Annotated in this window: 8 protein-coding genes and 2 pseudogenes; all 10 read left to right on the top strand. The window is 37.4% G+C overall.

Going from position 1 to position 14,484, the window contains the following annotated elements; all coding sequences use genetic code 11:
* The first annotated feature begins 1 nt into the window (after position 1).
* The 10 genes and pseudogenes from DMB88_RS04080 to DMB88_RS04130 all read left to right on the top strand — a co-directional run bounded on the left by DMB88_RS04080 (position 2) and on the right by DMB88_RS04130 (position 14,482).
* Positions 2-2,296: a UvrD-helicase domain-containing protein gene (locus DMB88_RS04080; RefSeq protein ID WP_128100310.1), complete on the top strand. Its 2,295-nt coding sequence runs from the start codon at positions 2-4 to the stop codon at positions 2,294-2,296.
* Between the two features lie 260 nt (positions 2,297-2,556).
* Positions 2,557-4,338: a hypothetical protein gene (locus DMB88_RS04085; RefSeq protein ID WP_128100311.1), complete on the top strand. Its 1,782-nt coding sequence runs from the start codon at positions 2,557-2,559 to the stop codon at positions 4,336-4,338.
* A gap of 140 nt (positions 4,339-4,478) precedes the next feature.
* Complete coding sequence (locus DMB88_RS04090; protein WP_128100312.1) at positions 4,479-4,733, top strand: hypothetical protein; 255 nt, start codon at positions 4,479-4,481, stop codon at positions 4,731-4,733.
* 470 nt (positions 4,734-5,203) lie between these two features.
* Positions 5,204-6,685 carry a DNA/RNA helicase domain-containing protein gene (locus tag DMB88_RS04095; RefSeq protein ID WP_128100313.1) on the top strand — a complete coding sequence of 494 codons (1,482 nt, stop codon included), beginning with the start codon at positions 5,204-5,206 and terminating at the stop codon, positions 6,683-6,685.
* A 615-nt stretch (positions 6,686-7,300) separates the two neighbouring features.
* On the top strand, positions 7,301-7,447 hold the full coding sequence (locus DMB88_RS04100) for an SHOCT domain-containing protein (RefSeq protein ID WP_074093518.1): 147 nt from the start codon (positions 7,301-7,303) through the stop codon (positions 7,445-7,447).
* A gap of 74 nt (positions 7,448-7,521) precedes the next feature.
* Positions 7,522-8,583 carry a recombinase family protein gene (locus DMB88_RS30720; protein ID WP_254438438.1) on the top strand — a complete coding sequence of 354 codons (1,062 nt, stop codon included), beginning with the start codon at positions 7,522-7,524 and terminating at the stop codon, positions 8,581-8,583.
* Positions 8,577-9,284, top strand: a pseudogene (locus tag DMB88_RS30725) (recombinase family protein); the annotation flags it as partial. The gene DMB88_RS30720 and the pseudogene DMB88_RS30725, both read left to right, overlap by 7 nt.
* Positions 9,285-10,408: 1,124 nt before the next feature.
* Positions 10,409-11,371 (top strand): annotated as a pseudogene (locus DMB88_RS04120) (helix-turn-helix transcriptional regulator).
* 110 nt (positions 11,372-11,481) lie between these two features.
* Complete coding sequence (locus tag DMB88_RS04125) at positions 11,482-12,108, top strand: type 1 glutamine amidotransferase family protein (protein ID WP_128100314.1); 627 nt, start codon at positions 11,482-11,484, stop codon at positions 12,106-12,108.
* Positions 12,109-12,331: 223 nt separating this feature from the next.
* Complete coding sequence (locus DMB88_RS04130) at positions 12,332-14,482, top strand: ATP-binding protein (protein ID WP_128100315.1); 2,151 nt, start codon at positions 12,332-12,334, stop codon at positions 14,480-14,482.
* Positions 14,483-14,484: the final 2 nt, after the last annotated feature.

A 14,484-nucleotide genomic window follows, 5' to 3' on the forward strand; every position in this document is an offset into this window, starting at 1 on the left:
GATGAGTGGAGAAATTTCTATTATATTTGAGAACAATAAACGTGGAGGGATCGAACTTTCAGCAGAGCAGCAGTGTATAGTTGATAGTGTAATTGGTTCAGATAAGATAACAGTTGTTTCTGCCGGAGCCGGTTCTGGTAAGACGAGGGTGATGGTAGCTACTGTATTACATTTGATAGATACTTTTCGAGGTGAAACATCTATAGATGATTTTGCCCTCATCACGTTTACTAATAAAGCTACTGATGAGATGCGTGAACGCCTTGAAGAAGGTGTTGAAAATTTGTTAAAGAAGTCGGAACTAGAGGGTAACGAACAAGAGCGTAAATTTTGGCTCGCACAGAAAGAAAGATTATCATCTACTTTTATTGGAACTATTCATGGTTTCTGTTCCATGATGCTTAAAACGTTTGGTTACCAGGAATACGTTCCGCACGAAACAGAAATTTTGATTGCCCGCAGACATTTTCTTGGAGCCTTAGATGATACAATGAACTATGCTTTAGAAAATGCAGAGATGTCAGTATTGTTTCAATCTAATAAAATACCTTGGGCTATACATGAAATGCGTTCAAAATTAGAAGAATGGTATGAACGGGTACGTGGAAATGGTAGGAAAATTGAAGATCTCTACAATGAAACAGTAAATCAACCAAATGATGATGGGAAAGAATATCGTGTGGCAATTGCTGCCTTTTTAAATAATTTAGACAAGAGATATAAGAATATTAAAGAGTCTTTAGGCGGGGTTGATTCCAATGATTTACTTCATAAGACTGCAACTATGATGCAGCAAAATGGAAGTACTATTGCCCCCCTTTTAGGGCGCAGATTCCAATACCTCTTTGTGGATGAATTTCAAGACACAGATCGCTTACAAAAAACAATAATTGATCAATTAATTCAAGAACTAAGACATGTCCTAGTTGTAGGAGATCGTAAACAGGCTATTTATGGGTTCCGCGGCGCAGATGATTCAATTATTAAACAGATGGCTGAGGAAAATGGTGTGCCTATGTTGTCATTAAATGCTTCTCGTCGCCCAACAAAGCCGTTAAACGAGGCTCAATCAGCACTATTCGACAGTATGGGGGAACGATACAGTGTGATGAAAGATGTACTAGTTACCCCAAATGAAGCACATGTACCAAAGGATAGTATGGTTCCATTTCAGTATTATCATGTTTACAGTCGTAATAAAAACGAATGGGTGGAGGAATCCATAAAGCGAATTGAAATGTTTTTAAGTCAAGAGATAGATGTCCCTCGAAAGGGTCTGTGCAATGTGCAATATAAAGACATTTGCGTTCTATTTCGTTCGAATAATCAGATGCTTGATTATGAGCAACAATTCGCGAAACTTGCGCCAGATATTCCAGTTGTAACAGATATTAGCGGAGGTTTTTTTCAAAGAGATGAGATAGTAAATTGCTACTATATGTTGCAAGCAATGATGAAATATCGTGATGATGTTTCCTTAGACCTTGCATTAGGGACACCATTTTTACCTTTTAAGGCGCCGGTTCATATTTATCGCCAAACTGACTCAGTAACTCCTTTATGTGATTGGTTTGAGGGAACACCTGAATGTTTGGATTGGTATAAAGGAATAAAGGAATTCAGGAAACGGATTAAAATTGAACTTGTTCCGCAATTATTGATTCGTTTATATGAATTCACAAAAATTAGAGAATATTATAAATCAAAAGGGAATGCTCAAGCTGTAGCAAATCTTGAGAAACTCGTGATGTGGTCAAGAGAACAGATGAATGCTGAAGCCTTGACGATGCAGCAGTTCTTAGAACGGTTCCAAAATGCATTTTTAACAGGGCTAGCAATGGATGATGCTGAAGTGGACGAAGAAAACCAACAAGTGAAAAATGCAGTAAGGTTTTCAACGGTTCATGCGGCAAAAGGCTTAGAATATCCTATAGTTATTATTCCTAATATCGAGAGACCTTTGTTAAATGATGAACAGAAGCCCGAATTTTTTGATATTGATGAAGAGAATTGGGGATTGGATTTATGTCTTCGAGGAGAAAAGGGAATGTCATCTCGTTATCAAGAATGGATTGAAAAATATAATCAAAATCATTTGGAGGAAGAAGCCCGAATATTTTATGTAGCTGTTACTCGGGCTCAACATGTAGTGTGCATGATCAGTGGCGGAGACTATTTGAAGCAGAATAAAATGGGTTCGATTAAATGGTGGTCTTGGAAAGACGAAGTGTTATCGGCGTATAGTAAACTTACAGCATTAGGGTCAGAAAAGGTTTTACTCCCTAGTATTAAATAGAGTAAAGTGTTCAAATGCTAGTTTTTATATTGGCCGTGCGACAATTATAACCTTTTCCAATGGTAACTATATTCCTTTTGATCGTTTGTCCGGGTATAATCGAAGTCAACAAAAGGCTAAACAATCTGTTGAGTTGTTCTGCAGGACTTAAATATTTTATTCTATGATGGCTACTACAATATATAACTGTGGTAGTCATTTTTCACTTTATATTTTTTGTTTTAAAAGGTTACATATTCAAAAAAGAGCATAAAATTAACTTGAAAGAATGGTGGAAGGTTATGCCGAAATATAATTTGGGGCAAAACGAAAGAACAAAATGTTTGCTAACGATGAATGAGCTGTGTAAAGAAATAGCAGATGAGAACGAAAATGAAAACATGGAATCAAATTCTGTAGAAGCAATAAGAAATAAGTTTAAGAATTCTGATCAAAGTGGAATTGTTGATAAATTAGAAAAATTGTTGTGTTTTCATATTGAAGAATTTACGGATAAATATAGTCGTCTGAAACTTTTGAAATACTTATATAATATAGAGAAAAGAGGAATTAGTAAATCGAAGAGTAAATTATACAATAAAACGAGGGTTAGGATAATAGATATATTAAATAAACCTAGATTAGATAATATAAAAACAGATATAACGACTAAAAGTGCTTATGGTAGTATTACTGCAATGATGAAAAAAAATATTGCAATAGAACTTTCAGAAGATATCCAAAAATCAAAACAAGTCTATTTTGAGTACTTAAATTCGTACTGGGATCAAATAGTCACAAAATTATTTGATTATGTTATAACTGATAGGGCATTATGTGATCCCACTACTGCATTGAAGGAATTAGAGAGAATTAGAGTCTTTCTAGAAGCCAGAGTGTTAAGTAGGCTTCCAAATGAAAATCTAAAACTTCCTTACAAAGAGTCCCTTTTTGAAATATTTTATAATATACTTTTGTCTCATGAAGTACTCTGTAATGATGCAGATCGTGTAAATATTAATTATAAAATATCATTGGATGATCCACCAACAAAACAGTACTGTGAGATTTTTAAAAAACACGAAGATAAGTTTGTTGTAAAAAGTGATAAAATACCCGAAATACTTAAAAAGATTTGTATTAAGGGAGATATTGAAGATAGCGATATTGACATAATAAAAAAAATGCTGACAGGAAAAACGTTATTAGATACAGTTGATGTGAAAAACCTGAGATTTGCATTTAAATACGTTGAGACCCTACTAGGGTGGTTTGAAAATGTCAAGAAAGTTGATTTTACAGAGGGATACAATTTTTCTATTTTTACCACTGCAATACAAGAATTAATATCTGTTAATACAAACAAAGAAATATTTGTGAATGATTTTTACGGCAATAAGTATACAGCAAAATCAATGATATCTGCATTGAAAAATGGAGAGGAAGTAGACGCGGTAATTAAGCAAGCTTGGATTACTAAATTAGAAAACAGATATGCAGCTAATTTAGGTGTTCTTGAACTTATTAAAGCAAAACGATTAGTTGAGAATGTTATTTTTGAAATAAAGAAAAAGCTGTTTATTTATAAAAATATGGAGGATTTAAAAGTTGCTAATGAAATGATTATTTATTTTATATCTAGAAGTTTAATAAGTAGAGATGTGGCTATGGGCATAGGTGGAGAATTTGGAGAACTTATCAATAAAAGTTGCAGTGAGTATAGATTTATTATTTGTGATAGAGGAATTAATGTTTTAAATATGTTTCGAGAATTTTTACTTTATGAGAAGACTATGGAAGAAGTTGTTGATGATATTAGCGATATGATTCGCGATTTTGAGTCTGAACAAGACCACAATGATTACAGTTATATTGTTGCAAGAGAAATGGTTTACACATTCGGAATACAATTAAGTAATACTCATGAAAAAAGATTTCTTTTTAATTTTATTGTTAATCGAAAAGACAAGGTACTAGAGGGATTGAATTTTATGGAAGTGATCAGTGATGAAGAATCACAGAAAACAATAGAGATAGGTCTTGGAAAGTTCATGCTTGGTTGAAGTTTTGGAAGGACTCTCAGAAGTCAAATGAGAGCTCTTTTTTTTTTATACGTGTTACTTACATACGATTAGCCACTCAAATGATATTTTAATACTACGCCTGCTAATCAAACTATAAAAACGAGAGCGAGGAAGTAATAATGGGAAAATTAAAACGAAACAAAGAAATAATAGCACAGGTTAATCAAAGACTGAAGGATTTTCAAATTGATGATCAGTTGTTGTTTGAACCTATTGAGAATACTTTCAAAAGCCGACCGAAGTATGGAGTATATAAGGATGGAACAAGGAGATTTTCTGCTTTTTTATGGCAACTAAATACGCTAGATAGAAGTGTTTTAGCTGTTGAAATTGACTCAATAATCAATAAAGCGAGAAAACACTTCAAGATATAAATAATGACCTATAAATTGTCACAAATAATACTGATTTTCTGATTACAGGCTGAAGAGAGTTATAATAAATATTATGTCTTTCTATGTCAACTGAATAAATAGTCGTGGATTAGTACTTGATAAGTAAGTATCTCTATTGTATTCAACGTTCATATTAGTTGTATAAAGAGAGAGAAGACCGGAAAATTCGGTCTTCCTTTCTGTTATATATTGATATAGCAGACTTTGTATTTGTAAGAAGGACCGTGGACACTAATACATGCATTGTTATTTACGAAATATATGTATCTTAATTATAATTAAATTGTTAGTAATTTTGGGACAAAGAAGGTTTATAGTAACTTTTTTAAGTCAGTGATTCACGTATCTTGTAACATCGAAAATTTGTATAATATATTAAAAGAGTTTTAAAAGGAACTAAAATGAATCCCTCAATAATCTTAAAATATTAAGAAGAAGGAAAGGTAACTATGAAAGCCATAAGCCTAAGCTCATATGCTGATGCATACAAGTCATTAAAAGAAGATCAGTTTAACAGATACCTTAACTATTTTGGAATTACTGTTAAGAAACAAGAAAGCATTGATATTCAAGACATGATTTTGGAAATTCTTGATTGCGATATTCGAACTGTTCAAATGAGCGAATTCTATATTGGCTACACCATTCCCCAAATTTCCAAAGAGTTTGATCTCTTGCGGTTTGGGACTAACTTCACGCTTAACATTGAAGTGAAAAACAACAGCCAACCGAATCGGGTTCAGAAGCAACTATCTCAAAACAAATACTACTTACGTGCCTTAGGTTATGAAGTGAAATCATTTGCATATATTGCAAAGACGAATGAGTTTTATAGATTAGATGATTCTGAAAATCTCATAAAGTCTACTATAGATGACTTGGTTGATATCATCAAAAATCAAAAGTCAAAAGTCATAACTGAGATAGATGCACTATTCAAGCCAAGTGAATATCTTGTTTCCCCACTTAACTCGACGGCGAAATTTATTGGTGGAAATTACTTTCTCAACGGTAACCAACTAACCGTTAGGGATGAAATCATCAAGATAATTAATCAAAATAAATTACCGTTTGTTGCGATTGAAGGGAAACCTGGTACAGGCAAATCACTCTTGACTTATGACATAGCTAAATATTACATAGAATCTGGATGGAACGTTGCCATTTTTCATTGTGGAATGTTATCAGAAGGACATGAGGTACTTAGTAGAAAAAATGGATGGAATATATTCGCTGCAAAGGAGATAGATGCTGCAATAGCGAGTCAGAACTTCGACTTGATAGTTGTTGACGAAACCCAACGTATATATTCCAACCAATTAAAAAACATCATCAATACTGTCACAACCAATAAAATTAACTGTATTTTTGCGTATGACCGAGAGCAGATTTTCACTTCAGATGAAATGCATCGGGATACAGCAGGAGTTATTGAGCAATTAAATCATAAGAAATATAAACTTACTGATAAGATAAGAACTAACAAGGAAGTTGCATCATTTATCAGTAATTTATTTAATAAGAGAAATGTTAGTCCTGGTATTGATTATAAAAATATACATCTATGTTACTTTGATTCTGCCTATGCTTTAAAAGATTACTTAAAACAGTTAAGAAAGAATGATTGGGAGGTAATTAATTATACTTCTTCAAATAGGTATGTTCTTTCGTATGATAAATATCAGGTTGGACAACAAAATGCACATAAAGTAATTGGGCAAGAGTTCGATCGTGTAGCAGCCGTTATAAATCAGCATTTTAGCTATAACAGCGAAGGGAGATTGATTTCAAGTCGTGAAAATGGTGCACCAAAATACCGTTTAGATAAAATGCTATACCAAATGCTTACTCGAGCAAGACAGGAGATAACGATCATAATATATAAAAACCCTGTAATGCTGGAAGCATGTTTACAAATTTTAAATAGATGAACCTTTAAGCCCCTTTAGGGGCTCTTTTAATTATATGTTCTATTTTAATTTTCTGGCTGTAAGTATTCACTCTAATGTGTGGAGTGTGAATAATATTTTTTAGCAAATTAAAAAGTATTTAAAGGGTCCGAATTAGTATGAAAAATGAATTGATCTATAAGAAGACAATAATTATCTTCTAAACAGTTCATTGACAAATAAATACTTAACTTTTCCAGTACGTTGACCGTGTGTCCTAATTGGAAAGCCGTGCTATATGTACGCCTAGACGATATATGTTTATTTTCTTAATGGACATATAATAAGAGCGATTTTGACATGTCGCAAATAAATGATGGTTCCATTTAAGGCGATGATCCATACGGAGGAATAATGATACTTCTGTCCAGCCACAGCTTATCGCAATGGGGGCAGCTCGCAGAGAACCTGGGAGAGGTTAGATACCTATGAGAATGACTAACCATCGTTCGCTGGATAAGTGAATTGTCAAACCAAAACAGAGGAGAAGGGGCATTCGCATGCCCCTTTCATTAAACTTGTAGCAAACTATGTGTTTATCGTGAACAAAACCCTTTAATAATGATTTTCTTAATCTGCTTTATTGGGAGGTATTGTATGAAGCACAATCTGATCCGATACAGCATGCAAATTGCTATGCTCAAGCAGTTATTATCCATATCTCTAATTACCGAACAGGAGTTTCGTGCACTCAAAAGCAAAATCATGAAGGACTACGGTGTGATTTCTGACCTGACAACCTGATTCGCACAATTGTTGATTACACCCAGTCTTATTATACTAATTCCGAGATAATAAGCGCTGAGGGAGGAATAACAATGGCATATGAAGTAGAAGTGATTAAGGCCAGCCGAAAAATATCTGACCGAAAGGCTGGGGGAGCTTCCGATATTTTAAGAGTAGCTCCATATGCAAGAGTAAGTACAGATACTGAGGAGCAGCTAAGCAGTTATAAATCACAGGTTGCCTATTACACTGAGCTTGTGAACAAACGAGGGGATTGGCAGCTTGTTGATATTTATGCAGATGAAGCAGTCACGGGGACACAGGTCAACAAGCGTGAGAACTTCCAGCGAATGATTGATGATTGCATGAATGGAAAAATTGATATGGTCATTACCAAATCAATTTCCCGATTCGCTAGAAATACGCTAGATACACTCAAATATGTGCGAATGCTCAAGGAGCAGAATGTAGCTGTTTTTTTTGAGGATGAGAATATCAATACGATGACGATGGATGGCGAATTGTTATTAGTTATTTTAAGCTCAGTGGCACAGCAAGAGGTTGAAAATATATCCTCAAACGTTAAAAAGGGTTTGAAGATGAAAATGAAGCGTGGTGAGCTTGTTGGATTCCAAAGCTGCCTGGGTTATGATTATGATGTTCAAACGAAGAAAATATCTGTAAATGAGAAGGAATCGGAAATCGTTCGTTATATATTTGAGCGTTACATAGCTGGCTATGGCGCTCATATGATTGCTAAGGAATTAACTGCCGCGGGTCATAAAACACGGGCAGGTCGAAGTGTTTGGCAGGATGGTGCGATTCTTGGCATTGTTAAAAATGAAAAATATAAAGGTGATTTGCTTCAAGGAAAGACCTTTACAGTTGATCCGATTTCAAAAAGAAGGCTGGAGAATTACGGCGAGGAAGACCAATTTTATATAAGAAACCACCACGAGGCAATAGTCAGTGAAGAGATTTTTGAAAAGGCTCAGGCTATCCTGCATCGAAGAGGAGCAAGATTAAGAGGTGTTGAAAAGGGAAAACGTAATAAATATAGCCGACAGTTTGCTTTTAGCAGTAGGAATGCGCGTTTTGTGGGAGTAACTTATCCAGGCGAAACTGGCATAGTGGAACGAACCATACAAAGGTAATCTGGCAATGCGTGACCTCAACGAAAAAGGGCAGGAAGTATTGTACTCATAGCAAGGCTCTATTTGAAAATGTAATCGAAGGTGCTTTTCTTGAATCTTATCGGAGATTGTGCAGTAATCATACAGATGTATTAGATGAGCTGGTGGGAAATATGGAAACTGATCTTAATAATCAGAACCATATTCGACAACTAAATAAAGTGAAAAATGAAATCAAGCTATTGGAGCAAAAGCGCTGTAAGCTTATTGACCTTTGCTTGGATGAAAAAATAGATAGAGCTACGTATGAGAGGCGGTATGGGGAAATGGAGGTCCAACTCAATAAGCTTTTAGCTGAGCAGACTCAGCTAGAGAGAGGCTCGCGGCAGGAAATTGATTTGGAAAAGAGATTGGAGCATTTGAGAAAGGTGCTGCAAAAGCATGAAGTGCTTTCTGCCTTTGATCGTAATGTTTTCGAAAGCATTGTTGAGAAGGTTATTGTAGGAGATCTTGCTGATCCTACACAGCCAGAACCACACAAGCTGAGGTTCATTTATAAAACGGGCTTCACAAATACCGTCGAAAGTAAGATGTTCAAGCAAAAAAAATCCTGCGTAAATGAAAGGGGGGAATCGCCTTCCCTTGCTGTAAACGACACATGTGGAGTCGGTGGCTTTGTTAGAATGGAAGGGGCAGGATTAGTTCCGTTACGTCCCTTTTAACTTCGATTTTATGAATAAGTCTTTGAAGTACCTGCTTCACGACTTGTTTATCGTTAACGTCAATTTCGGTGAAGCGAGGTATTTGTTTTCTAAAGGCACGGAGTTGTTCTTCCGTGTCTTTTTTTTGCTTAAAGAAGGTTTTTAATCTCCGCCTTATTTATCTTCTCCAATACGTCTAAGTACTCAACCATTACAATAATGGGAGAATGTGTTTTTTTAAGTAACTATTATTTCATGGTCATCAACTCCTTACGATCAATGGTCGCTCAATGTATGCAATAAGGGACGAACATAAATACGAAGGCTGTAAAGAGGATTTTGGAAAGTTTTGTCGAATAGTTCGATATACCTACAAAACGGCATCAGGAGGGAGTCAAAAGAAGTGCAAAGTACTACAAGATCAACTGCCAATCAACCCAACAGGACAACGTCCGCCCAAGCCAACAGGGCCATCGAAAGCCAGGCAGGGGGAGCAGGGAGGCAATCGAACACAGCAAATAAAGCTGTTGCATGTCGCAAATGCAAGTCACAGCAAGTCGTAGCTAACAAAAGAGGGTACAGTTTCGCAAACATGTTTAAAACATTGGGGTGGATGGGGTTATTTCCTCTCCTATTAGTGTTGATTGGTATGATTGTAGCTTTTTATGTTCAAACGAATATAAACGTCTCAAGTAGTGGAAGTAGTACTGGAGATGGACCATTTGGAGCTATAGTAGCGATCATCGGAGTTATCTGCGGGATATCCATCTTTATATCCTTACCTGTAAGTATCCTAGTCGGGTTCGCTGGAAGAAGTGAAATTGTTAACGGCTGTATGAACTGTGGCTTTAAATGGAGACCTGCTAAGAGGAAGTAAACTATTGATGGTGAGCCTCGGTCAATGTTGAGCTATAAGAGAGTTATATAATCTTACATTTACATATTCGATTCGACCCAAGCATCTAATGCTTGGGTCTTTTAACGATTCTATATTAATTAATTTTTTTCTAATTATGCTATCAATAATGATGTAGTGTGCTACAATTTCCTGAGATTGGGTATTATGCATTCGAAAAGCAAGTTGCTGGGCTTATCAGTCCTTGTTGAGAACAATAGCTTTGTGTAAGTCAAAGGTGGGTTTTGTTATGTCCAAAAATGATAATATGCTAACCATGCTATGGATGTTGAATTCGGGAGAGAAATGGACTGCTAAGCAAATATCGGAAAAGTTAGAGATAAGCATAAGAACCGTTTATCGGTATATTGATGCATTATGTGCCAGTGGGGTTCCGATCATATCTGACTCAGGCCATAATGGCGGGTATAGCTTACTGCACAATTTTATCAAATCTCCCCTTCTTTTTAGCATGGATGAAAAAAAGACATTGCTTCACGCTGCCCTATTTGCAAAAGAAGCCGGATATCCGTTGAGTGATGCATTAGAGAATGCAACATCCAAGTTGAAATTGTATTCGAATCAGTAGCAGGAAAGGTTACTAAGCCATCAATTAGCCGGGTTTGAAGTGATAAACCGGAAGGGCTACCCTGCTGTTCAGCCGGTATTGCAAGAACTAGAGTATGCTGTAGGAAATGAAGAGTCTGTAGAAATTTGTTATCGCAAAAAACATGAAGAGCAGTCTCTCAATAGGTTAATAGACCCCTATGGCGTGGTGAATTGGAACAATAAGTGGTACACCATTGCATTTTGCCACCTTCGGAATGAGATCCGAAGCTTTCGGGTAGAACGAATTCTGAACATCACACGTACGCCATTCACATTTAGTCGTCCCAATGATTTTTCAGCGCGTACTTTTTTTATGGGAAATCTGTTGCCAGATGTAGTAGATAAATCCGGATTAATTCCTTTAATTGTTGGTGGTAGGGCAGAGACGTTGGATGATTTATGCTTACATTGGTTTTTGGAGCATCATTTACAGGAACGAACAGCAACGCAAGCAACCTTTTTACTTGAAGAAGATTTACTGTATACACATGTTCCGTATATCATTTTTCCTTATGGGAAATCCATTCAAGTTATAGAGCCACAGAATCTCAAGAATAAACTCGTGGCGGTAGCATCAGAGTTAATGGAATATTATCAAGTTTAATAACTTCACTGACAGCAGTTGTCAGTGAAGTTATTTTATTATAATGAGAACCACTCATTAGAGATGATTGGTTGCAGTTACCTAATAAACTTTACGAGGAGCATTTCGAAATGAATAATACTGTATATCTTTATGTGTTTGATTCGATGTCCGATTGGGAGATCGGTTATTTAACCGCTGAACTGAACTCTGGGAGGTACTTCAGACAGGGGATGGCTCCAGTAAAAATAGTCACTGTTGGAATAGCAAAGACGCCAGTAACAACCATGGGCGGATTGAAAATAATACCTGAAGTTACAGTGGATGAATGCAGTATCAAAGACATAGATGCATTTATTTTACCTGGTGGAAATACATGGACAGAAGCTGTTCACGAGCCCATATTAAAAATTGCCGAGATGTGTTTAAAGGAAGGGATCGTCGTTGGAGCCATTTGCGGTGCTACCTTAGGACTTGCTCAAGCAGGATTGTTAGATTCCCGTCGGCACACAAGCAATGATTTGGCCTACCTTAAAATGATATGCCCGTCTTACACAGGCGAAGAATATTACAATATGGAATCGGCTGTCACCGATGGGAAATTGATCACTGCATCCGGAGTAGCTCCATTAGAATTTTCCGTTCATGTTTTAAAAGAGCTAGATGTATTTTCTCCAAAAACGTTGGATGCTTGGTATCGTCTTAATAAAACTCATGAAGCTACATATTTCTATGAGTTAATGAATTCAATCCAATGACCGTATAGGGATATAAGCCTAAAAAATTCGTATAAGGATTATGAACCACGCTAACTATTGTTGGCGTGGTTTTTGCCATGAGCGTCTATCACTAAGCGATGTTTATTGATGTCTATTCTCAACCCCTCCTAGAAATTTGCAGGGTACATTCTGCTGTAATGATGATATTATTTGGATGATCAACTTACTTATTGCGCTCTTGTAGATTGGGGTTGAGTACATAATGAGAGAGAGTCTTAGAATAGGTTCTCGTACGATCTGGCTTTATATCATTGCGGCCATTGTTGCTGGCTCAGTTGGGGGTTACTTTGTTCTCTCTGCGTCGGACTCTTCTAGGTTCCAAAGTGAAAAAGGTGTTCTGGATTTAACGCAGGTTCAGGTCAGTGCGAATCCACAAAAGTTAACAGGGGAGTGGGCGTTTTACTGGAAAGAGCTGCTGTCGCCTGAGGACATACGAGATCGTTCCGATAGGGGGAGAAATCAAAATCACTGGATCAGTATCCCGAGTTCCTGGCTAGGCTACCCATTAGAGGGTGAACGGCTGAGTGGTACAGGTTATGCAACCTTTCGACTGGTCATCCAACTAAGCGAGCAGGATCGAAACGATAGGCTTGCTTTGCGGTTGCCTAGCATTTTTAATGCGTACAAATTATGGGTGAACGGAGAACTGTTGACAGAAGTTGGTGAGGTAGGTCAGGACAAGAGTAGCATGACACCGCATCTGGAAACGAAGCTGCTGTTTTTTCAACCTGAAAGTGACACAGTAGAACTGGTTATGCAAGTATCCAACTTTCAACATAATCGAGGTGGCATGACCAAGTATATTGAGCTGGGTGGCAGTGACGTACTAACGACCAAGACCAATTTAAATCTGGCTAGGGATATGTTTGTCACGGCAAGTTTGTTAGTGATTGGCTTGTATAATCTACTGTTGTTCATGCTGAGACGCAAGGATAGAGCTCCGTTATATTTTGGACTGTTTACTGTACTGCTTGGCATTCGATCCTTGTTCAACGGCGAGGTTATCTTTACACAATGGCTGCCTCATTTCCCTTGGGAATTGCAGTTCAAGATGGAGTATCTGATTCTTTGCGTCAGCGGTTATATCATCACCATGTATTTTGATTGTATTTTTCCGCATTATGTATCGCGATGGTTTCGTCTGAGTACCCGGATCGCGACTGGCGCATTCTGTATCCTTGTTGTGATTACCCCTGCACTTATATATACAAAATTATTGCTGGCGATCGGTGTAATGGTTGTTCTACATATGGTTTATCTAATGGTCGGGCTGGTTCAAGTAGCTATGCGGCGTATCGAGGGAGCGCTGCTCTTCCTGCTGGTGTCGGTGATTTCTTTGGTTACGGTTGTGAACGATTTTTTATATTTCAACGGATGGTCAGTGATTGGAAATACATCCCCGCTGGGTCTATTAATCTTCACATTTGCACAGATGATTCTGCTATCATCGAGATTTACGAAGACAGCAACGAATGAGGAGAGAATTGCGCGTGAGTTGCAGCATGTTAACGACAAGCTAGTTGAAATGAATATGAATTTGGAACGAACCGTGCAGGAGCGCACTCAGGCTCTTTCTGCAGCTCATGATGATCTTCGCACTTCGTATGACAAGTTGCTTCACTCCGAGCAGGGAAGAAAGAAGCTTCTTGCCTATATTACGCATGATCTACGTATGCCGTTGTCCAGTATGCTTGGGTACGTAGAAGCTGTACAGGACAGGGTCAAGCCGGAACGTAATGAACAATATCTGAAGTATATCCGGGAGAACACGATAAGGATTAACCGCATGATCGAGGAGCTGTCTTTTTTATCTCATTTGGAGACTGGACAAGTCTCGTATCGAATGGAGCCGGTTCAGATCATTCCTTACTTGCGTAATTTTTATGAACAATACGAGCTGGTCGTGCGTGATGCAGGATTAGATTTTATAATAGACATCGGAGATGAAGAAGATCAACGAACTAACTTGCCTGTTGTCGAAATGGATGCAAAAAGAGTAGAGCAGGCCTTATTTAATCTAGTATCGAACGCCATGAAGTTCACGTCCAGAGGAGGGTTGGTTCGTATTGCGCTAGCTGTGAACGAGGTGAATCATGCTCCACAGGCGATTATTAGCATACAGGATTCCGGCATTGGTATTCCTCCAGATCAGCTTGAGCAGATCTTCGAACGTAATTACAGATACGATCAGCCAGGCCTAACTAAGGAACCAGAGGGTAGTGGACTAGGGCTAGCCATTTGCAGAGAAATCATACTTGCACAAGGAGGAACGGTTCGAGCCGAGAGTGACGGTAAGATGGGAGCGACATTCTATGTAACGCTTCCTTGTATCAAGAATGAGGGAAGGGGATGATA

This window comes from Paenibacillus sp. DCT19, assembly GCF_003268635.1.
In the GTDB taxonomy this organism is placed as follows: domain Bacteria; phylum Bacillota; class Bacilli; order Paenibacillales; family Paenibacillaceae; genus Paenibacillus.

Bases quoted from the DNA above. Each gene is read 5' to 3' on its own strand.
- DMB88_RS04130 (WP_128100315.1), top strand. From the start codon at position 12,332: ATGAGAGAGAGTCTTAGAATAGGTTCTCGTACGATCTGGCTTTATATC.
- DMB88_RS04080 (WP_128100310.1), top strand. From the start codon at position 2: ATGAGTGGAGAAATTTCTATTATATTTGAGAACAATAAACGTGGAGGG.
- DMB88_RS30720 (WP_254438438.1), top strand. From the start codon at position 7,522: ATGGCATATGAAGTAGAAGTGATTAAGGCCAGCCGAAAAATATCTGAC.
- DMB88_RS04100 (WP_074093518.1), top strand. From the start codon at position 7,301: ATGAAGCACAATCTGATCCGATACAGCATGCAAATTGCTATGCTCAAG.
- DMB88_RS04090 (WP_128100312.1), top strand. From the start codon at position 4,479: ATGGGAAAATTAAAACGAAACAAAGAAATAATAGCACAGGTTAATCAA.
- DMB88_RS04095 (WP_128100313.1), top strand. From the start codon at position 5,204: ATGAAAGCCATAAGCCTAAGCTCATATGCTGATGCATACAAGTCATTA.
- DMB88_RS04125 (WP_128100314.1), top strand. From the start codon at position 11,482: ATGAATAATACTGTATATCTTTATGTGTTTGATTCGATGTCCGATTGG.